Origin of the sequence: Alteromonas sp. CI.11.F.A3 (assembly GCF_032925565.1) — a bacterium.
Classification (GTDB): domain Bacteria; phylum Pseudomonadota; class Gammaproteobacteria; order Enterobacterales; family Alteromonadaceae; genus Alteromonas.
In genome coordinates, this window is the sequence record NZ_CP136708.1 from 924,055 (window position 1) to 944,886 (window position 20,832).

The window sequence follows — 20,832 nt, forward strand, 5'->3', positions numbered from 1 at the left end:
CTAAAAAGGCCGGTCTAAAAAATTAATGAATATTAAAGACTTCGCTTAATACGCCCTTGAGTGCCGATAAATAAGCTGGGTTTTGTTTTCGTGGTACAAGCTTATAAAGCTCGCTACCTACTGCGGTAAATTTAAAATACACCAAGGCCACACCTGGCTGCTTACTTTCTAGTGTGAATTGTTCTGCACCACAGCGCCATCTTGTTTGTTGGCCTTCTGCATATTCACCGCTTTCTATCTCGCTGGCATAAAGTAGCTTCATATCTTGAAGCGCCAGTAAATCTGGATAGGAAAGGCCCACAGAGGCTAAATTTAGTTGTTCTGGAACGGCACGTTTGAAAAACGACAGTATGCCTTTTTTCCTATGGAAACCGACTAAAATACGAGGGATGGTATCGAGTTGCCGTCTACTGGCTATACTGACGGCCTTCGCAAAGACTTTCGCGTCTCTGTGAGTAAGCAATTTTAGCATTTGTAAACTGCGAAGAGAAAAGCTGCCGGGTTTACTTACCTCAACGGCAAAAATCTTGCCCCAAAGCTCCTGCATTCCTGGACTGTGGATCTCTTCTGCCATGTTGCTAAAGGCAAAAAACCAATCTGGATCAAGTCCATCGCTTTCCGATTCGGTTATAGTTACATTTAGTGCTATATTTAAGACAGCTTGAAGGTTTGCAGCTTTTTGTAATTCAATTATCTGCTTTCTTCGTTCTAACGTGTTTCGTTGGCTTTTCGGATCTTTGGCCATTGAAGGAGAAATGCCGACACGAGAGAACCAAGAGAGTATCTTTTGCCGTACAAAGTGTGTCGGTGTATCTTGTTGCACGTTTTGAGTCGCACTTTGGTTTGGATTATCGGTACGGTTAGCCTGCGATGGTTCAGTAGGGCGCTTGGTCTTAGGAAGTGAACTGGTATAAGGATCAGGGGTTATCTTCATTTTAATATGTAGATTGCCATTAAAAGCATAAACAATAGGTTACCACTATTGCATTGCAGTATCGATTTAGCAATTCTGATAAGCAGCGTACAGTCAAAAAGTATGTGTTAGTCAGTGACGAGGGTTTAAGCAGTTATGTCGGCAACGGATTACGATAATGATGAACTTATCTTCTTAGATGATGATGGAAGTTCTGATATCGACACTACAATCTACAAGGAATGGAATATTCTCATCGTTGATGACGACGAGGAGATTCATACCGTTACGCGACTCGCGCTCTCAGACCTTATTGTAAATGATAGAAAGCTCAATTTCCTTCATGCCTATTCGGCTAAAGAAGCTAAAACGTTATTACACGATTACGGTAAAACCATAGCTATTATTCTACTGGATGTTGTCATGGAAACTGACGACGCTGGTTTCGATGTTGTGCGTTATATTCGCGAATCTATGGGGCTAACCGAGCCACGTATTGTCTTAAGAACAGGGCAACCTGGTTACGCACCTGAAGAAGAGGTGATTAAGCTTTACGATATTAACGATTACAAAACAAAGACTGAACTTACCCGCGCTAAACTGATGACCACAGTTATCTCTTCTCTGCGCTCTTATCAGCAAATAATGACAATCAATCAAAACCGTGTTGGTTTAGAAAAAATCATCACCTCGTCGGCCAATTTATTTGAAGAGCATTCGGTTAAAGGGTTTTGCGAAGGGGTTGTTACCCAAATTAGTTCGTTGATTGGATTGGATGCTGAAGGGCTTGTTTGCGCTAGGGCGGGTTCGGTTTTAGATAAAGACGACAACGGTGTGTATGTCTTAGGAGCAGCAGGCGAATATGCTTCTTTCATCAATGAATCTATTGAAAACATTAACAACAGTGAAATTTCCGAGCAAGTAGGTCGTTGCCTTCGCCTTAAACGTCATATTTTCGAATCCGATTCATCTGTGCTGTATATCAACCGTTCTGGATTTGAAGCGGCAGTATACGTGAATATGGTAAGTGAAATTACTAATTTAGACAAAAGCTTATTAGAGGTGTTTCTATCCAGCATTTCGGTTGGCTATGAAAACGTAAACTTGTTTCACCAGTTAAGAAATGCCGCCTTTAGGGATTGGCTTACGCGACTTCCTAACCGTAATGAATTTATTAATATGCTCGATAAACCGCATATTTTTGCCTGCGAGAACTGTTCGGTCGCGCTTATTGATGTAAACCACTTTTCAGACATTAACGATGGTTTAGGCCAAGAGGCTGGAAACGAGCTTTTGCGTGCTATCAGTGATAGGTTTCAAGCTTGCTTCGATGACTCGGTAAAAATCGGGCGCATTGGTGCGGATGTGTTTGGGCTTATTGGGCCTTCCAATGTGGTTAACCCAGACAATATCAATTCATTGTTTCAATCGTCGTTTAAAGTTAGCGACCATACCTTACCGGTCAGTGTGACGATTGGGCTATGTCAGCTTGATGACAAACGAAATATTGGCTTAGAAATTTTAAAACGCATTAATATTGCATTAAACCGCGCGAAAAAGAACATCAGCGATAACTTCGAATATTTTGCGAAAGACATTGAAGACAAAACGACGTGGCGCCTTGAAATGATCCGTCGCTTACGTAGCGACTTCATGGCACGTAAGCTGGAGTTATGGTTTCAACCGCAAGTAGACTTAGTCAGTGAAAAAGTGGTTGGCATGGAAGGTTTGCTGCGTTGGCCTGATGGCAATAATGGCTATATTTCTCCTGCGGTGTTTGTCCCTCTGGCTGAGTATTCAGGTTTAATTGTTGATATTGGTGAGTGGGTGCTAGAAGAAGCGTGCCATCGTTTAAAAGATTTAAAAGAGGCAAATTTCGGCGATTTACGAGTTGCGGTAAATATATCAATGCCTCAATTCAGAGATAGATCTTTTGTTAATAAAGTACTTGGCACTATTAGCTCATCTGAATGCGATCCAAGTCTACTTGAGTTAGAAATAACAGAAAGTGTGGTGATGGATGAACCGCAAATTGTAATAGATGCCCTTAGAACGTTAAAAGAACATGGCGTAGCCATAGCAATAGACGACTTCGGTACAGGGTTTTCGTCTATGAGTTACTTGCAGCAACTTCCGCTAGATCGTTTAAAAGTCGACCGCTCGTTTATCCGAGACATTGAACCGGGTAAAAGTGCAGTGCTTGCCGAGACCATTGTGACCTTAGGAAACAAATTAGGACTACTCACTATTGCTGAAGGAATTGAAACCAAAGAGCAAGCTGAGTATATGATTGAATTGGGTTGTAACGAAGCGCAAGGTTTCTTCTACGCTAAACCCATGCCATTTAGTGAATTGATGGATTACCTTGTGTCCCACAAAGACGCGAACTAACGATTTACTTTAGTAGTGGAGTTAAGCGCTCTACCACGTGAGGTAAATACTCAGATTCAAACCAAGGGTGCTGTGCAAGCCAGCGGTTGTTTCTACCAGACGGGTGGGGCAGCACAGCAAACCTCTCATCACAATTGTTCTTTATAGCGTCTGTTAATGTTCGGTACTCAGGTAAGTAATATTGCTGGGCATATCTACCGACAAGTAAGATTAATTCTGGTTGTATGGCGTTTAACATCCTATTGTGCCAAGTGGGGGCGCATTCTTTTCTAGGTGGTGCATCAGCCCCATTTTTGTAGCCAGGAAAGCAAAATCCCATAGGCATAATGGCTAATTTGCTTTCATCGTAAAACGTTGTAGTATCGATATGTAGCCACTGCCTCAGCCTTTCACCACTTTTATCGCTGAAGGCTTTCGTGTTTTTATGTGCGATCAGGCCAGGCGCTTGACCAATTAGGACAACCTTTGCCTGTGACCCAATAGAGAAAATTGGGTTTACGCCATAGGGAAGGTGTTCAATACACAACGAACACTGTTTCGCCTCTTGTACTAAATTATCAAAAATAATCGCCGAATTAGTCATATTATTTCACTTTGTAATATTGCTGTCATATTCCCATGATCCGATTTGACATTAAAACGTATATACATTATTATTTGATCATCGCAGTAATGAACTGCAGAACAGGAGATAAACCATGCGTAAAGTAGTACTAGGATTAACCTTAATGTCCGTCTTTGGTATTGCGCATGCGGGCTCTGGCGAAAACCAGCTTTTCGATTGTATGGACGCAAAATCGTTCGAATTGAATAATGAATGTATAGCTGAAAACATCAATAACAACATTCATTTCCGTGATGCACAAACTGAATTGGTAAATGTTGCCAGCGAAAGTCTTGGAGACTACGCAACTGCAACAATGACATTTGACCAAGAAAAGATGCAGATCGATATCGTAGCACATAGAGATGCGCTTTCAGCGCTAAATACTCTGGCTGCAAACCGAGATTAATCGCACTAAAAAAAACCGGCACTAGGTGCCGGTTTTTTTGTGCCCAAATTTCCTTAAAATATTCTATTTAGCCCATTAATTGCTGCTACACGATAAGCTTCGGCCATAGTTGGATAATTAAAGGTCGTATTCACAAAGTAGTCGATAGTATTTCCTTCGCCCTTTTGCTGCATAATTGCTTGTCCAATGTGTACAATTTCTGACGCACGCTCTCCAAAACAATGAATACCCAAGACTTTCTTAGTTTCTCTATGAAATAGAATTTTTAAACTACCAACCTGTGTTGACGCAATCTGCGCGCGCGCCAAATGTTTAAACTGGGCTCTACCCACTTCGTAAGGTATTTTTGCGGCGGTAAGCTCTTGTTCGGTTTTTCCAACCGAACTAATCTCTGGAATGGTATAAATACCAGTGGGAATATCAGCCACCAATGCGGTGTGTGTCGTGGCCCCTAACATGGCTTCAGCGGCAAATCGGCCTTGATTATAGGCAGCAGAGGCTAAGCTTGGGTATCCGATAACGTCGCCTACGGCAAAGATGTTATCTACTTGAGTTTGGTATTTCTCATTGACGCTGAGTTGACCTCGATTATCTGCTTTTAGGCCAATGGTCTCTAAACCTAGCATGTCAGTATTACCGGTGCGGCCGTTGGCAAACAACAAGCAATCAGCTTTCATTCGTTTACCTGACTCTAGGTTTAATACTACGCTGTCTTCTTTACCTTCCACCGACTTATAGGTTTCGTTATGTCTAATAAGTACGCCGTTGTTCCATAGGTGGTAACTAAGCGCATCTGAAATTTCGGTATCAAGGAAAGAAAGAAGTCTGTCTCGCATATTTACGAGGTCGACTTTTACGCCCATGCCGCGAAAGATGCTGGCGTATTCTGACCCAATAACACCTGCACCGTAGATAATGATGGATTTAGGATCGTGATCAAGAGACAAAATAGTGTCTGAGTTATAAATTCTAGGATGATCAAAATCGATATCGGGTGGTGTGTAGGGGCGCGAACCCGTAGCAATAGCAATTTGCGCTGCCGTTAAAATATCTTTCGAACCATCATCACGGACTATCTGTAAGGTATTGGCATCAAGGAAGCTAGCTTCACCGTGGTACAAGTTAACGCGGTTTCTATCATAAAACGACGATCTAAGACGAGTCTGACTTTTTACCACGCCACTGGCGTGATGCATAATTTCTGCAAAAGTGAGACTTCGGCTTAAATGATTGTCTGCAAAAAGGGGGGAGTTGTTATATTCAATTAAGCGGCTAACGGAGTGCCTTAACGCTTTAGACGGAATAGTACCCCAATGCGTACATCCACCTCCCACCGCTTCATACCTTTCTACTACGGCGACTTTCTTGCCAGCTTTAGCCAATTGCATGGCTACACCTTCGCCCCCAGGTCCTGTACCTATAACAATGGCATCGTATTGGTAAGAAGGGGTTACTGGTTTATCTTTTTGCTTTGTCGCCATAACTACATCCTATTTTTGAGTGGCCGCTTATGTCGTAAAATAACTATTACTTATATTCTACGTTACTGGGTTTGTAACACTAACTCTAGTGCTAATCGCCAAATAAACAAAACCCACATGTGCAAAGCGCATGTGGGTTTTTAAATAAAGCGGGTGGAGCCAATAATCTACGCGGTATGAAGCGATAGACTTTGTAATTGTAGCCACTTTTCTTTTTGAACGGCTAACGCATGCTTAAGTTCTTTGTACTTGTAGGTAAGCTCTAAACCCTCTATTGAGCGTTTGAGTGATTTTTGCTTTACCTTCATCAAACGCTTTTTCGCCGCATAGTAATCAGACATACGTTGCATAAGTAGCTCGTACTCTTGCTCAATAGTGTGCATAAGCTCTTCTGCGTTGGGCAATACAGAGACTTGTTCGCTAGCGCGTTGCAATTGCATTGCCGCTCTTGCTTTTTCAATACGCTCTTCAGGCACACGACGTAGGTTATATGTTAGGCCCATGTAAGACAGTCCGCGGATTAACCATTTTGTTGGATCAAACTGATACCAACGAATACCGTTGCGATAGTCATATTCAAAAATATGATGGTAATTGTGATAACCCTCGCCAAAGGTGAAAAACGCTAGCACACCGTTATCTCTGGCCGTGTTTGAATCAGTGTACGGCTGGTTTCCCCAGAAATGTGCTAAGGAATTAATAAAGAAAGTAACGTGATGAACAAGCACCAAGCGCAATACGCCAGCCACTAAAATCATGCCCAGGATGTCGCCATTCAACCAACCTAAAAAGCCAGTAACGCCAAAGTTAGCAGCAAGAACGATAGGCAGGTAGTAGTTGTGTTGCCACATAACAACCTTATCTTTCTGCAAATCTTTGCAGTTTCTATAGTCGTCATATCGCTTTTCTTGATACTCGCGGAGCATCCAACCAATGTGTGCAAACCACAACCCGCGTTTTGCTGAATAAGGATCTTTTTCGTTGTCATCTACATGACGGTGGTGAATTCTGTGATCTGAACTCCAGTGCAATATGCTATTTTGCAGTGCCATTGCGCCGCCGATAGCAAGTATTACGCGCACGACAATATTCGCATCATAGGTTTTATGTGACCACAGACGATGGTAACCGGCAGTAATTGACATACCAGTGAAATAAAATAAGAAAATCGCAGTGCCTATTTCCGCCCAATCAATTCCATGATTGATAACCCATACAGGTACGCCAATAAAGGCGATGGCGCCGGTAATTATGAACACTAAGACATTCGTCAGGATAAGAGGTGGTTTATTCATTTTCTACAACTCAGCTTACAACTGTGCGCTAATTTATCGTTTTATTGCTCATCAGGCAAGCAGAATGGACAGAAGTTCTGCTTACGTGTGTAAACTTTAATTATAGTAAGCTTCAAAAAATTGCCTACTACACTTTATGCTAAGGGCGTTTCAATGTTGTTTATAAAGGAAATTATTGGATTACTTACATCGATAGGCGCTTCTAGCTGAGGGTAGTGACCAATATTAGGCAGTTTTACAATATGCTGCCTGGTGATAATTTCTTCATATCTTTGAACCATATGTTCACCGGAGATAGCATCCGCACTCCCATTGATTATTTGAATCGGGCAGGGGCTATGTTTTAGAGCATCAACCCATCTTTCTCTGTGTGTAATTCGCTCGTTCATATAGCGAATTAGCTTATGGAAAACCTGCCGTCCTCCTCGAGCATTTATTAATTGCCAAAAGTCTTCTAAGTCTTGTTCACTAGGTTGAGTGCGCTCACCAAATACATCGCACATGCTCCGAGCGATACTTTTTTTACTCATGCATAAGCCAATAATCTTACCTAACGGGCTATTTAAAAGCTTTTGTATGCGTTTCGCCCTATGGGTTTCGGGAAAGAGCCCTCCGTTAAGCAGGGTGACTGAGTTAAAACGTAAAACAGATGAACCGCTTCTTTCCCTCTGACGTGCTAGCATCTCTTGGGCTACAGTGTCGCCATAATCGTGAGCAACGACATGGCATAGTGTTATATTCAAGTAAGCCAACAAAGCTTCGAATAACGACGCTTGTTCGGCAATACTGTATTCGTAGCGCACCGGCTTGCTAGAAAAACCAAACCCCATCATATCTAACGTGATAACTCGATAACGTTCGCACAGCGCTGGCCATATTTTATGCCAATCCCAACTTGCGGTTGGAAACCCATGTATAAGCAGCATTGTGGGTTTGTCGGTAGGGTGACTATTTAACGGGTCACTGTCTTGATAAAAAATATCATAACCGTGATGCATGAATGTTTGACCGCTTTTGTGCCAGTTGGTCAAGTTGTCCGTTTCATTCGCCATTTAAATTACCTACTGCTTTGTGAGTGTTATGTAGTGCTCCATCACGAGAGGCACTTTTATGCGGGTTAAGATTATGCGGGTTAAGGTTTTGCCGAATGGCATCTTCCATAACAAACAATCTATCTTGGCCCCATACCTGAATACCTTTATATCTGAAAACAGGTACACCCCAGCTGCCTTTTTGGTATATATCCGCTTGGTTTGCACTGACCTCTTCTTTCCAGTCAGTATTGGTTAGATGCAACTTCGCTTCCTGCCAAGACAAACCTGCGCCTTCTACTATTTTTCTCATTCCACTATCAGTATCTGCCCTAACACCATGAGCATTTACCAACTTCGCGAACGACAGCAAATAGTCTACGTATTTATTGTTCGCTCGGGCATAGGCTAGTAATGCGTAGCATCGCTCTACACCTTCACCTAACGGGTCAGCAAGAAATCCATAATCAATCCCGAATTTCTGCGCTTCGCGCTTTGTGTCTAGAAAAATATAAATGGCTTTTTTAGGGGGGACATACAACCCACGCATCATCATCGGCAGTACTGGCTTTATTTCAAGGGGAATGCCGTAGTGTATAGTTAGTTTTACCGCCTGTAGCAACGCAATATAAGAATAGGGGCTACGGGCAGACCAAAAAAGCGTTAAGGGTTCAGCGCATTTTTTTGTATCTATCGAAACGTTGAGAGACTGAAGTAACGATGCGTAGGTTTTATTAAATTCAATTTGCGTGTTGGTTTGATTTGCATAGCCTTCATCGATAAGTCGACGTTCTAGGTGATCGAGCCTATCTACACCCCAATACCATTCGCCATCGTAAAAAATCGTGGCGGGCAGATAGTGACCTTTCGAGGAAAGCTGGTGCAGGTGTGCTTCAAAGCGTTTTTCTAATGCCGCCTCATTAACGCTCGTCGAGGCATTAATATGATCACCGTTCCAATAGGCGAGTAGCAATTCAGCAATGCCTGTCCATGAAGCGCCTTCATCTATTTTTTGCTGAATTGCATAGGACGCAATAAAAACTGAGCCAGCTTGGCGAGTAACCCCAGTAGCCGAGCACGGAAACTCAAGGCGGTAGACGTTTGCTAAATGCATCGCATCGTTAACTGAGTGTTGGTTCCACATAGCCAATTCGGGAAACATCACTGGATCTGAATTGATAATGACGCGAGCTGTTATTGTGACGCGATACTTTTCTTCTAGTGTAGGTAAAGCTTGAACAAGTAGAAGTGAGTAAGGATCATCTACTTTAATGAAAACCTCTAATTTAGGTACATCACGAGTAAAAAGGCGTGCACAAGTATAATAGGCACGTTTAATACTTCGTAGCGTGTCACTCGAAATTAACCGTAGCATGTAAGGCTGAATACTTTTTTTCATTATTAGGTCAGCTATTTTTGTTCATATAGGTCGTTAACTCCATGTAGACGCTTAGTGCCATAGCCTTATATTACCCACAGTAATTGGAGCTAGGGGGATAATGTCCATATGGTTAACAACTTGTTAAATAAGGATGTACAGTAACAACAGTTACTAAAAAACGCTACGGAGATAGTATTGAGTAAGGGCTAATAGTTTTTCGGCCTAACGCAGAATAAATTTAAGCTTCTCCCTATAGGTACTCATGCGATAGACTAGTGAAGACTAACAAACTGGTATTATTGTGACTCGTCAGGAACAAAAGCTTAAAACCCGCCAAAATATCATTCATGCGGCATTCCTATTACTGGATGAAAACCGTAGTTTGTCTGCTATTAGCTTACGTGAAGTAGCACGAGAAGCTGGCATCGCACCAACGTCTTTCTATCGACACTTTAAAGACATGGATGAATTAGGGTTAACGCTGGTGGATGAAGCTGGATTAGCTCTTCGTCAATTAATGCGCCAGGCTCGCCGTCGAATTGCTTCAGGTGGCGGGGTAATCCACACGTCAGTTGAAACTTTTATGGAGTTCATTTCTGCAAACAAGAATGTATTTCGGTTATTATTGCGGGAACATACAGGCACATCAGCTGCATACCGAATGGCGGTTTTTCGCGAAATTCAACATTTTATTGAAGAGCTAACCGATTACATCATCGAGCAACAAAGCGTAGAGTACAATATTGCGCAGCTCCAAGCGGATGCTATGGTTAGGTTGGTTTTTAGTGCAGGGGCAGAAGCACTAGAAGCTGATACTAAGTTGAAGATGGAAATTGGCGAAAGGGTTAAAGCCCAATTACGTTTCGTGCAATTGGGCGCAATGTCGAAGCTTTCATCAGAGACATCTTCCGACGCATCTTAAGCTTTAAAATCTAAACCTGCTGCGAATTCATTCACAATATACAGAGCATTACTTTTTGGTGAGTAACACACCTGCTTCTATATGGTGGGTGAACGGGAATTGATCGAACAGCGCCGCATTTGCTACTTCGTGAGTTTCACAAAGCAGGCTTAAGTTTTCAGCTAAGGTTTCAGGGTTACAAGAAATATAGATAATATTATCGTACCCTTGAATCATCTTTAATGAATCTACGTCTAACCCTGCTCGAGGTGGGTCGACCAATACAGTAGTAAAATTGTATTCAGTTAAGTTGATACCTTCTAATCGAGAGAAGGTTCTTTCCCCGTTCATTGCTTCAGTAAACTCTTCTGCAGAAAGCCTAACAATTTTCACGTTATCTAAGTGGTTTGCCGCAATATTGTATTGCGCCGCTTGTACCGAAGGCTTTGCTATTTCGGTTCCTATCACGTTGTCAAAATGAACTGCCAATGGCATTGAGAAGTTCCCTGCACCACAATACATTTCGAGTAAATCGCCAGTTAGGGGAGCAGAGCATTCAAGTGACCACTCAATCATGCTGCAATTCACTTCTGCATTAGGTTGAGTAAAGCTATTTTCGATATGTTTGAATTCAAATTCACGGCCATTAATAGGTAGACGTTCTATAATAAAATCGTTACCCACAATGCGTTTTTGCTTTCTAGCCCGCCCAATAATACTCACCGCGGTAAATTGCGTAGCTAAAAAGGTGCGAAGCAGTTCAGCTTGCGCTTCCCATTCATCATCAAGTGGCTTGTGATAAAGAAGGCTAATAACCAGTTCGCCGGATAGCCCAGTTAAATAATCAATTTGGAAAAGCTTTTTGCGCAGCAGTTCATTTGGCTTTAAATATTCTATTAACTGCTGCATTGCACTGTTGATGGTTTCACTTGCTGGTGGAAATGTATCTACGCGGTATTTCTCTTTAGACCCCTGATCGAACATGATGTGATAAAGATCGTCACCGTCATGCCATACGCGAAATTCAGCTCGCATGCGGTAGTTTTCAGGTTTAGATGGATACACCGACAGGGTAGGGGCGTTAAATGGCGCAAGGAGAGTACCTAACCGATCCACTTTCTCATCGAGTTGAGCTTGATAGTCTTTTGCAGTGGTGGTTGTCATGTGGTTCTCCGAACATCATTTAAATAAGGCTGCGAATTGTAGTGCCTTATATTATATGTGCAACGGATAAAACTCACAGAAGCAAAAATTTCGTATTAAAATTAAACAATACGTGATTGGTGCCGATAACTTGATTGAGGATAGTGAGGATCAAATTATGAACGTGAGTCAAATTAAGGCTTTCATGGGCGACCAGAAAGTGGATGAAAAGGCATCGGTTCACCCGAATGAAGCTATAAAGAAGCAGCTTCAACAGGAAGGCTTACAACAAGCAGCCGAGTTTACCAAGCAGCATTCAGCGACGGTCACCGTGAATAGCACGCAAACCAGTATTGGCTTAAAGGTCTTCAGTGGTAGCTTAAGTCAAAATGTGGTTGTTGATGGCAAGCGCCCGAATGAAAGCAAACAGTCAGATGACGGCAAAGAAAATAAAAGCTTATTCGATTTCGAGAAAGTCGCACGTAATGTACTTGGGTTCGTGACCGGAGTTATTCAAGGTGCGGCTGATGGAGGTGCGGATGATGATACCTTGAAAGGGTTGTTTGGTCAGGCCCGTGAAGGGGTAAGTCGTGGATTCGCTATGGCTGAAAAGGATCTCGCTGGCTTTATGAATGACGAGATTGAAGAAGGTGTTACCCGTAGTCGCGAAATGATAGACGGCGGCATCAATGATCTGGAACAGAATATCTTCAATCCTAATCCAGTGAGTGTGAGCGAGCTTAACGCGGTATCTGCATCTGATGCTAAATCAGGTAGTTTGCTTATTCGAACCAAAGATGGGGATGAAGTAAACCTTAGCTTTGAAAGTATCAGACAATTTAGTGCGGCGAGTCAGGCTTCGCTGTATATACCCGCAAATGACGATACTGAAGAATCTAGTTCGAATACAGGTTCAATTGTGGCGCAGCAGTCATCTCAATATGAATACTTTGAACGAAGTGGCATTAGCTTCTCGTTAAAGGGTGAAATAGACGAAGATGAAATGACAGCTATTGCAAACCTTGTGGGTGAAGCACAAGATTTAGCTGATACCTTCTATAGCGGAGACATGGATAAGGCGTTCGAACAAGCGTTGAATTTAGGTTTCGATGATAAAGAGTTAGTTGGGTATGCGTTGCAGTTAAACCGTACTACACAAACCGAAATGGTAAAGGCTTATGAGAACGTAAAGCATTATAGTGAAGAAGGTGAAGCAGAAAACCAATACGGTAATGTTGTAAGCCCAATAGCACAGTATCTAGAAAAGATGATGTCTACATTCGAAAATGCTGAGAACACCTTAGGCTCTGGCGATGACTACAATACATTGCTTGCAGGTATTATCAGTGAAATGAAAGATGTACAAATACCAGATTTAGTATCGGCGATAAATCGCTTCCATACGTTTAATCAAAACTTATTAAACGCGATGCCACAGCAAGCGGCTTCAGAATAGAGTAAAAAAAACCTGGGTCATGCCCAGGTTTTTTAATTTATGCTTGTTCTACTTTGTCTTTAGCTGGCCTAACTTTTAATGTTCGCTCTTGGAACACTGAGTCGTTAGTCTTCGCTATTACTGGGTCAAGGTCGCTCGTTATCACTTCAATAAAGCCATAACCTTTTCGCTTGCCAGTTTTCCTATCCTTCATGAGTCGGACAGATTGTACTTCGACAAAACTACCAAAATACTCTTTAACCGCAGATTCGTTTGCACGATACGGTAGATTACCCACATAGAGTGTTTCAGTGGTTGTGCTGCTGGTGGAGGGCGCAGCTGTTTCAGAGGGTGAATTGTTAAGGAGTGAAGCTAGCCACGGCGTTAATATACCGCTTATTAATAAAGACGCTGAAACCGTTAACGGAACGTGCGCTTCTATACTAGCTGATGAAAACAACAGATATCCTGCGATTGCAAAGATAGCACTAATAACAGTGCATTGAATAAAGCCTACTTTCATATACCTACCTTTCTAGTGTTTATTATCATAATGAAGGCTGGTCATAGTTTACTCATTTGTAACAATTAGAACAATAAAATGTGAAAGAACTATCCTAAAGACCAATGGAATACACCCAAATGATGTAAAAATGAGCGTTTGAAGGTGGAAATGGTATTAAATACAAATAAGTGTCAAATAACGGTTGATCTTTTACGCCACCTATCTATAATGCGCTCCACGTTTTGAGGGGGCTTCAGGCACTCACAAGACATAGCGCTTAACCCTGCTTTATGACTAATTAAAAAGTTTAAAAACAAGGTTGACATCGTTACTTAACGGTGTAGAATGCGCGCCTCGCTTCAAGGAGTTGGTGACAACACCGGAAAAGCAGTTTTCATTAACTCTTCGGAGTTAACAACGGTTCGAAAAGAAATTTACGAAAAACGTTGACACTGAAAACGAACGGCGTATTATACGCCTCCCGCTTCGAGAGAAGCGAAGCAAGAAAGGCGCTAGCAACTATATGTAGCCACCGTCCTCCTTGCGCAGAAGTCACGACCAAAAGCGTCGCGATTCTGCACTATGTTCTTTAACAATTTATAACAAGACAATCTGTGTGGGCACTCATTAAGAGTGTCACACAACGACGATTCATATTCGATATATTTAATTGAAGAGTTTGATCATGGCTCAGATTGAACGCTGGCGGCAGGCCTAACACATGCAAGTCGAACGGAAACATGTCTAGCTTGCTAGATGATGTCGAGTGGCGGACGGGTGAGTAATGCTTGGGAACTTGCCTTTGCGAGGGGGATAACAGTTGGAAACGACTGCTAATACCGCATAATGTCTTCGGACCAAACGGGGCTTAGGCTCCGGCGCAAAGAGAGGCCCAAGTGAGATTAGCTAGTTGGTGAGGTAAAGGCTCACCAAGGCAACGATCTCTAGCTGTTCTGAGAGGAAGATCAGCCACACTGGGACTGAGACACGGCCCAGACTCCTACGGGAGGCAGCAGTGGGGAATATTGCACAATGGGGGAAACCCTGATGCAGCCATGCCGCGTGTGTGAAGAAGGCCTTCGGGTTGTAAAGCACTTTCAGTTGTGAGGAAAAGTTAGTAGTTAATACCTGCTAGCCGTGACGTTAACAACAGAAGAAGCACCGGCTAACTCCGTGCCAGCAGCCGCGGTAATACGGAGGGTGCGAGCGTTAATCGGAATTACTGGGCGTAAAGCGCACGCAGGCGGTTTGTTAAGCTAGATGTGAAAGCCCCGGGCTCAACCTGGGACGGTCATTTAGAACTGGCAGACTAGAGTCTTGGAGAGGGGAGTGGAATTCCAGGTGTAGCGGTGAAATGCGTAGATATCTGGAGGAACATCAGTGGCGAAGGCGACTCCCTGGCCAAAGACTGACGCTCATGTGCGAAAGTGTGGGTAGCGAACAGGATTAGATACCCTGGTAGTCCACACCGTAAACGCTGTCTACTAGCTGTTTGTGGCTTTAAGCCGTGAGTAGCGAAGCTAACGCGATAAGTAGACCGCCTGGGGAGTACGGCCGCAAGGTTAAAACTCAAATGAATTGACGGGGGCCCGCACAAGCGGTGGAGCATGTGGTTTAATTCGATGCAACGCGAAGAACCTTACCTACACTTGACATGTTGAGAAGTTACCAGAGATGGTTTCGTGCCTTCGGGAACTCAAACACAGGTGCTGCATGGCTGTCGTCAGCTCGTGTCGTGAGATGTTGGGTTAAGTCCCGCAACGAGCGCAACCCTTGTCCTTAGTTGCCAGCATTCAGTTGGGCACTCTAAGGAGACTGCCGGTGACAAACCGGAGGAAGGTGGGGACGACGTCAAGTCATCATGGCCCTTACGTGTAGGGCTACACACGTGCTACAATGGCATATACAGAGGGATGCGAGACAGTGATGTGGAGCGGACCCCTTAAAGTATGTCGTAGTCCGGATTGGAGTCTGCAACTCGACTCCATGAAGTCGGAATCGCTAGTAATCGCAGGTCAGAATACTGCGGTGAATACGTTCCCGGGCCTTGTACACACCGCCCGTCACACCATGGGAGTGGGATGCAAAAGAAGTAGTTAGTTTAACCTTCGGGAGAACGATTACCACTTTGTGTTTCATGACTGGGGTGAAGTCGTAACAAGGTAACCCTAGGGGAACCTGGGGTTGGATCACCTCCTTACCAAAATGTCGATGGTGACATTGTTAGTGTAGTGCCTACACAAATTGTCTTGTTATTAAATGAAGAACGACACGAAGTTTTTTGTAGTTATACAGAAAATGGGGCTATAGCTCAGCTGGGAGAGCGCCTGCCTTGCACGCAGGAGGTCAGCAGTTCGATCCTGCTTAGCTCCACCACTTTGCTTGTAGTTTACTGGTTGCAGCCCTGCCCTCGAATAAGAGCGGTGAGGTCACAATGCCGACCTATTGTAAAATAGGCTTGTAGCTCAGCTGGTTAGAGCGCACCCCTGATAAGGGTGAGGTCGGCAGTTCAAGTCTGCCCAAGCCTACCATTCACCTTCACTTGCTTTGCAAGTGGTCGTGAAAAATCCGTTTAACCGGAAGCAGAGCTTCCTGACGGTTTTTCTACTCGCTAAAGTTAGCGGTAGTTATAAACAAACGTAGAAAGCTTTTTTTGTGTCATGTTGGACCAGAAATCCTAATGAATTTTTACTCGAATGAGTAAGCATTGATTAGGGTTTTTTACTCTAAGGAAGAAAGTAATGCTTTTAGCATGAAATCTCCAACGTTCTTTAACAATTTGGAAAGCTGATATTTAATTAGTAAATCAATCAAAATTTGAGTAATTGAGAAGTCGAAAGACGTACTTACTACTCTACTTGACTTGAATTGCTTGTTATCAATCTTTATTTGATAGCAAGGCAATTTCACGATTAGCTTGTCATGCATACAACTGAGTTAGATCTCATCCAGTCCTGATATCAAAAGGCGGGAGAGTTCTTCGCTCAATCATTGTTTTAATATTCTTATTTATAAGGTTATTAGTGCAATGGGCGAGGTAACAGTTTCTAGTCGACTAAATCGACGAGTAAGCGAAGGCACATACTTTTAGTATGTAACTGAGCGAACGAGGAAAATTTAGGAAGAATAGGAAGTGTTAACGAAGGCCATTTGGGGTTGTATGGTTAAGTGACTAAGCGTATACGGTGGATGCCTTGGCAGTTAGAGGCGATGAAGGACGTGTAAGTCTGCGAAAAGCTGTGGTGAGCCGACAAAATGCATTTGAGCCACAGATGTCCGAATGGGGAAACCCACCTATTTATAGGTATCGTTACATGAATATATAGTGTAACGAGGCGAACGAGGGGAACTGAAACATCTAAGTACCCTTAGGAAAAGAAATCAACCGAGATTCCCCTAGTAGCGGCGAGCGAACGGGGATTAGCCCTTAAGCAATTATGAACGTAGTGGAAGCCTCTGGGAAGTGGCGCGATACAAGGTGATAGCCCTGTACACGAAGTGTTTGTTTTTGTGAAATCGAGTAGGTCGGGACACGTGTTATCTTGACTGAATATGGGGGGACCATCCTCCAAGGCTAAATACTCCTAACTGACCGATAGTGAACCAGTACCGTGAGGGAAAGGCGAAAAGAACCCCTGTGAGGGGAGTGAAATAGAACCTGAAACCGTATACGTACAAGCAGTGGGAGCAGACTTGTTCTGTGACTGCGTACCTTTTGTATAATGGGTCAGCGACTTATATTTAGTAGCAAGGTTAAGCGAATAGCGGAGCCGTAGCGAAAGCGAGTGTTAACTGCGCGTTTAGTTGCTAGGTATAGACCCGAAACCCGGTGATCTAGCCATGGGCAGGTTGAAGGTTGAGTAACATCAACTGGAGGACCGAACCCACTAACGTTGAAAAGTTAGGGGATGACTTGTGGCTGGGGGTGAAAGGCCAATCAAACCGGGAGATAGCTGGTTCTCCCCGAAATCTATTTAGGTAGAGCCTCGGACGAATTCCATTGGGGGTAGAGCACTGTTAAGGCTAGGGGGTCATCCCGACTTACCAACCCTTTGCAAACTCCGAATACCAATGAGAACTATCCGGGAGACACACGGCGGGTGCTAACGTCCGTCGTGAAGAGGGAAACAACCCAGACCGCCAGCTAAGGTCCCAAAATATTGCTAAGTGGGAAACGATGTGGGAAGGCATAGACAGCTAGGAGGTTGGCTTAGAAGCAGCCACCCTTTAAAGAAAGCGTAATAGCTCACTAGTCGAGTCGGCCTGCGCGGAAGATGTAACGGGGCTAAGCAATATACCGAAGCTGCGGATACGTGTTTACACGTATGGTAGGGGAGCGTTGTGTAAGTGGATGAAGGTGAATCGAGAGGTTTGCTGGACATATCACAAGTGCGAATGCTGACATGAGTAACGATAATGGGAGTGAAAAACTCCCACGCCGGAAGACCAAGGTTTCCTGTCCCATGCTAATCAGGGCAGGGTAAGTCGGCCCCTAAGGCGAGGCAGAAATGCGTAGTCGATGGGAAACGGATTAATATTTCCGTACTTATATAATCAGTGATGGAGGGACGGAGAAGGCTAAGCAAGCTTGGCGTTGGTTGTCCAAGTGAAAGCAAGTAGGCCGAGAATTTAGGTAAATCCGGATTCTTAAAGCTGAGATGCGAGACGAGCTACTACGGTAGTGAAGTTGTTGATGCCCTGCTTCCAGGAAAAGCTTCTAAACTTATGATTATATGAACCGTACCCCAAACCGACACAGGTGGTCAGGTAGAGAATACTAAGGCGCTTGAGAGAACTCGGGTGAAGGAACTCGGCAAAATTGTACCGTAACTTCGGGAGAAGGTACGCCCTTGTTTGTGATAGGACTTGCTCCTTGAGCAGATGAGGGCCGCAGTGACCAGGTGGCTGGGACTGTTTATTAAAAACACAGCACTCTGCTAACTCGCAAGAGGACGTATAGGGTGTGACACCTGCCCGGTGCCGGAAGGTTAATTGATGGGGTTATCTTCGGAGAAGCTCTTGATCGAAGCCCCGGTAAACGGCGGCCGTAACTATAACGGTCCTAAGGTAGCGAAATTCCTTGTCGGGTAAGTTCCGACCTGCACGAATGGTGTAACCATGGCCACGCTGTCTCCACCCGAGACTCAGTGAAATTGAAATCGCAGTGAAGATGCTGTGTACCCGCACCTAGACGGAAAGACCCCGTGAACCTTTACTACAGCTTGGCACTGAACATTGAACCTACATGTGTAGGATAGGTGGGAGGCTTCGAAGCACAGTCGCTAGATTGTGTGGAGCCGTCCTTGAAATACCACCCTTGTATGTTTGATGTTCTAACATTGGTCCCTTATCGGGATTATGGACAGTGTCTGGTGGGTAGTTTGACTGGGGCGGTCTCCTCCCAAATAGTAACGGAGGAGCACGAAGGTTAGCTAATCACGGTCGGACATCGTGAGGTTAGTGCAATGGCATAAGCTAGCTTAACTGCGAGACAGACACGTCGAGCAGGTACGAAAGTAGGTCATAGTGATCCGGTGGTTCTGTATGGAAGGGCCATCGCTCAACGGATAAAAGGTACTCCGGGGATAACAGGCTGATACCGCCCAAGAGTTCATATCGACGGCGGTGTTTGGCACCTCGATGTCGGCTCATCACATCCTGGGGCTGAAGTCGGTCCCAAGGGTATGGCTGTTCGCCATTTAAAGTGGTACGCGAGCTGGGTTTAGAACGTCGTGAGACAGTTCGGTCCCTATCTGGTGTGGGCGTTGGATGATTGATGGGAGCTGCTCCTAGTACGAGAGGACCGGAGTGGACGAACCGCTGGTGTTCGGGTTGTCATGCCAATGGCATTGCCCGGTAGCTACGTTCGGAACGGATAACCGCTGAAAGCATCTAAGCGGGAAGCCGGCCCAAAGATGAGTCATCCCTGACTTTTAAAGTCCGGAAGGGTTGTTATAGACGATGACGTTGATAGGCAGGATGTGGAAGCGTTGTAAGGCGTTAAGCTAACCTGTACTAATTGCCCGAGAGGCTTAACCATACAACGCCCAAGAGGCTTTTTATGGCGCTACGCTTAGTCGTAGAAAATGGCTTAAACGTCGAGAAACTCGACTGACCATTTTCTTACTCGCTAAAGAAGTGCGATATGAAGAACTTCGGTGTTGTGTACAAGCTAATTAAAGCAAATAGAGTAGTAATACTCAGTGCTCAAAGATTGATTACGTGAATATCAGAATTCCAAAATTGTTAATTATTAACGTAATATGGACTGAATAAGTCGGTATTACGCGAACGAAAGTTTGCAACCAGTTTTTCCTGGCAGCCATAGCGATACGGTACCACCTGATCCCATTCCGAACTCAGAAGTGAAACGTATTAGCGGCGATGGTAGTGTGGGGTTTCCCCATGTGAGAGTAGCACACTGCCAGGTCCCATTCGAAGAAAGGGCTATCCTAACGGATAGCCCTTTTTTTATGCGTGATAGAAAATTAGTTAAGCCTCGCTGGCGCGAGGCTCGAATACAAAACTGTTCTATTTATTTTCTAGATACTGACGTAACTCTACCTTAGTAATAAGCTGGTTATTATCTTGGTCCATCTTATTGAAGTCACCATCGATATCAGCCTTTTTAATTTCCATCATAGATAGTTTGCCATCATCATTACGGTCGGCTTTTCCAAATTTCTCCGACATTGAAGCCTTCATGTCTGCCGACATTTCTTCACCCTTGGCTTTTACCATAGGTTCATTCATCGACTGGGATGTTGAAGTACTCATTCTGCGTGTAAGCACAGCATCAGTAGTGCCAGTGGTACTCACGGTTGCTACAACTTTCTCAGAAAACTTGCTCGGATTCGCTTCAACGTATTGCTTAAACTCCGACTGGGTTAGTTTTCCATTTCCATCAGTGTCCATTTTACCGAAGTTTTTCATCGACGTTGATTGTTGAAGTTCTGACTTGGTGATGTGTCCATTACCATCATTATCAAGGGATGAGAAGTCAGCAGAAATTTTGGAGTCTTGATTCATCTGCACGTTCCCTGCAAAGGCATTACCCGCTGCGGCGGTCGTTGACATTACTGCACCTATTACAAGTGATAGTGTAAGCTTTTTCATCACATTCTCCTTCTGTAGTGAATAAGGCATTGCTCGATTAGAGCAAGAAATAAAATACTCACTTGTCATCATTCATTGATTGTGCCAGCGTAGTAAGTTATTGAATATTAAACGTTACTGTGAGCAGCTGTAATATGGTGTGCTGTTCATTTTTGTTAAATCGAAACAAGAGTTTGAAATATATTCAGGCAAATATAATCGAATGAGACATTCATGATATGAATAAA

At 43.8% G+C, this 20,832-nt stretch carries 13 protein-coding genes, 2 tRNA genes and 3 rRNA genes; 9 read left to right on the forward strand and 9 right to left on the reverse strand.

Annotated features, from left to right (window positions below; genetic code table 11):
- Positions 1 to 22: 22 nt before the first annotated feature.
- Positions 23 to 934 carry a TIGR03899 family protein gene (locus R1T43_RS04025; protein WP_317353136.1) on the reverse strand — a complete coding sequence of 304 codons (912 nt, stop codon included), beginning with the start codon at positions 932 to 934 and terminating at the stop codon, positions 23 to 25.
- A gap of 135 nt (positions 935 to 1,069) precedes the next feature.
- Here R1T43_RS04025 and R1T43_RS04030 point away from each other — a divergent pair, with 135 nt between their 5' ends.
- On the forward strand, positions 1,070 to 3,304 hold the full coding sequence (locus R1T43_RS04030; protein WP_317353138.1) for an EAL domain-containing protein: 2,235 nt from the start codon (positions 1,070 to 1,072) through the stop codon (positions 3,302 to 3,304).
- Positions 3,305 to 3,308: 4 nt separating this feature from the next.
- Here R1T43_RS04030 and R1T43_RS04035 read toward each other — a convergent pair whose 3' ends face one another.
- Positions 3,309 to 3,887: a uracil-DNA glycosylase family protein gene (locus tag R1T43_RS04035; RefSeq protein WP_317353140.1), complete on the reverse strand. Its 579-nt coding sequence runs from the start codon at positions 3,885 to 3,887 to the stop codon at positions 3,309 to 3,311.
- Positions 3,888 to 4,002: 115 nt separating this feature from the next.
- On the opposite strand from R1T43_RS04035, the gene R1T43_RS04040 reads away from it, so the two are divergent.
- Complete coding sequence (locus R1T43_RS04040; RefSeq protein WP_057789421.1) at positions 4,003 to 4,317, forward strand: hypothetical protein; 315 nt, start codon at positions 4,003 to 4,005, stop codon at positions 4,315 to 4,317.
- A 53-nt stretch (positions 4,318 to 4,370) separates the two neighbouring features.
- Here the strand turns inward: R1T43_RS04040 and sthA are convergent, their stop codons facing one another.
- The 4 genes from sthA to R1T43_RS04060 all read right to left on the reverse strand — a co-directional run bounded on the left by sthA (position 4,371) and on the right by R1T43_RS04060 (position 9,523).
- A complete protein-coding gene (gene sthA / locus R1T43_RS04045) occupies positions 4,371 to 5,798 on the reverse strand; it encodes a Si-specific NAD(P)(+) transhydrogenase (RefSeq protein WP_211071833.1) in 1,428 nt (475 codons plus the stop codon).
- A 167-nt stretch (positions 5,799 to 5,965) separates the two neighbouring features.
- Entirely contained in the window at positions 5,966 to 7,093 is a 1,128-nt protein-coding gene (locus R1T43_RS04050) for an acyl-CoA desaturase (RefSeq protein ID WP_317353143.1), read from the reverse strand.
- Between the two features lie 134 nt (positions 7,094 to 7,227).
- Positions 7,228 to 8,145, reverse strand: a complete 918-nt coding sequence (locus R1T43_RS04055; protein ID WP_317353146.1) for an alpha/beta hydrolase — start codon at positions 8,143 to 8,145, stop codon at positions 7,228 to 7,230.
- A complete protein-coding gene (locus R1T43_RS04060) occupies positions 8,135 to 9,523 on the reverse strand; it encodes a DsbA family protein (protein WP_317353148.1) in 1,389 nt (462 codons plus the stop codon). The genes R1T43_RS04055 and R1T43_RS04060 overlap by 11 nt, the downstream gene beginning before the upstream one ends.
- A 283-nt stretch (positions 9,524 to 9,806) precedes the next feature.
- On the opposite strand from R1T43_RS04060, the gene fabR reads away from it, so the two are divergent.
- Complete coding sequence (gene fabR / locus R1T43_RS04065; RefSeq protein ID WP_013782659.1) at positions 9,807 to 10,427, forward strand: HTH-type transcriptional repressor FabR; 621 nt, start codon at positions 9,807 to 9,809, stop codon at positions 10,425 to 10,427.
- Between the two features lie 48 nt (positions 10,428 to 10,475).
- On the opposite strand, the gene trmA is transcribed toward fabR, so the two are convergent.
- A complete protein-coding gene (gene trmA / locus R1T43_RS04070) occupies positions 10,476 to 11,570 on the reverse strand; it encodes a tRNA (uridine(54)-C5)-methyltransferase TrmA (protein WP_317353153.1) in 1,095 nt (364 codons plus the stop codon).
- 157 nt (positions 11,571 to 11,727) lie between these two features.
- On the opposite strand from trmA, the gene R1T43_RS04075 reads away from it, so the two are divergent.
- Positions 11,728 to 13,005, forward strand: a complete 1,278-nt coding sequence (locus R1T43_RS04075) for a DUF5610 domain-containing protein (protein ID WP_317353155.1) — start codon at positions 11,728 to 11,730, stop codon at positions 13,003 to 13,005.
- A gap of 37 nt (positions 13,006 to 13,042) precedes the next feature.
- Here R1T43_RS04075 and R1T43_RS04080 read toward each other — a convergent pair whose 3' ends face one another.
- Positions 13,043 to 13,507 carry an RNA recognition motif domain-containing protein gene (locus R1T43_RS04080; RefSeq protein ID WP_057789431.1) on the reverse strand — a complete coding sequence of 155 codons (465 nt, stop codon included), beginning with the start codon at positions 13,505 to 13,507 and terminating at the stop codon, positions 13,043 to 13,045.
- Between the two features lie 649 nt (positions 13,508 to 14,156).
- On the opposite strand from R1T43_RS04080, the gene R1T43_RS04085 reads away from it, so the two are divergent.
- The 5 genes from R1T43_RS04085 to rrf all read left to right on the forward strand — a co-directional run bounded on the left by R1T43_RS04085 (position 14,157) and on the right by rrf (position 19,919).
- Positions 14,157 to 15,689, forward strand: a 16S ribosomal RNA gene (locus R1T43_RS04085).
- Between the two features lie 100 nt (positions 15,690 to 15,789).
- Positions 15,790 to 15,865 (forward strand) — tRNA-Ala (locus tag R1T43_RS04090).
- 78 nt (positions 15,866 to 15,943) lie between these two features.
- Positions 15,944 to 16,020, forward strand: a tRNA-Ile gene (locus R1T43_RS04095).
- 631 nt (positions 16,021 to 16,651) lie between these two features.
- Positions 16,652 to 19,529 (forward strand): 23S ribosomal RNA (locus tag R1T43_RS04100).
- Positions 19,530 to 19,803: 274 nt separating this feature from the next.
- Positions 19,804 to 19,919, forward strand: a 5S ribosomal RNA gene (rrf, locus tag R1T43_RS04105).
- Together the 16S, 23S and 5S rRNA genes with 2 tRNA genes alongside form the textbook arrangement of a ribosomal RNA operon.
- 101 nt (positions 19,920 to 20,020) lie before the next feature.
- On the opposite strand, the gene R1T43_RS04110 is transcribed toward rrf, so the two are convergent.
- Positions 20,021 to 20,605 carry an EF-hand domain-containing protein gene (locus R1T43_RS04110; RefSeq protein WP_317353159.1) on the reverse strand — a complete coding sequence of 195 codons (585 nt, stop codon included), beginning with the start codon at positions 20,603 to 20,605 and terminating at the stop codon, positions 20,021 to 20,023.
- Between the last annotated feature and the right edge of the window lie 227 nt (positions 20,606 to 20,832).

Coding starts and splice junctions, on each gene's coding strand:
- R1T43_RS04030 (WP_317353138.1), top strand. CDS start 1,070: ATGTCGGCAACGGATTACGATAATGATGAACTTATCTTCTTAGATGAT.
- trmA (WP_317353153.1), bottom strand. CDS start 11,570: ATGACAACCACCACTGCAAAAGACTATCAAGCTCAACTCGATGAGAAA.
- R1T43_RS04040 (WP_057789421.1), top strand. CDS start 4,003: ATGCGTAAAGTAGTACTAGGATTAACCTTAATGTCCGTCTTTGGTATT.
- R1T43_RS04035 (WP_317353140.1), bottom strand. CDS start 3,887: ATGACTAATTCGGCGATTATTTTTGATAATTTAGTACAAGAGGCGAAA.
- R1T43_RS04025 (WP_317353136.1), bottom strand. CDS start 934: ATGAAGATAACCCCTGATCCTTATACCAGTTCACTTCCTAAGACCAAG.
- R1T43_RS04060 (WP_317353148.1), bottom strand. CDS start 9,523: ATGAAAAAAAGTATTCAGCCTTACATGCTACGGTTAATTTCGAGTGAC.
- R1T43_RS04080 (WP_057789431.1), bottom strand. CDS start 13,507: ATGAAAGTAGGCTTTATTCAATGCACTGTTATTAGTGCTATCTTTGCA.
- sthA (WP_211071833.1), bottom strand. CDS start 5,798: ATGGCGACAAAGCAAAAAGATAAACCAGTAACCCCTTCTTACCAATAC.
- R1T43_RS04050 (WP_317353143.1), bottom strand. CDS start 7,093: ATGAATAAACCACCTCTTATCCTGACGAATGTCTTAGTGTTCATAATT.
- R1T43_RS04075 (WP_317353155.1), top strand. CDS start 11,728: ATGAACGTGAGTCAAATTAAGGCTTTCATGGGCGACCAGAAAGTGGAT.
- R1T43_RS04110 (WP_317353159.1), bottom strand. CDS start 20,605: ATGAAAAAGCTTACACTATCACTTGTAATAGGTGCAGTAATGTCAACG.
- R1T43_RS04055 (WP_317353146.1), bottom strand. CDS start 8,145: ATGGCGAATGAAACGGACAACTTGACCAACTGGCACAAAAGCGGTCAA.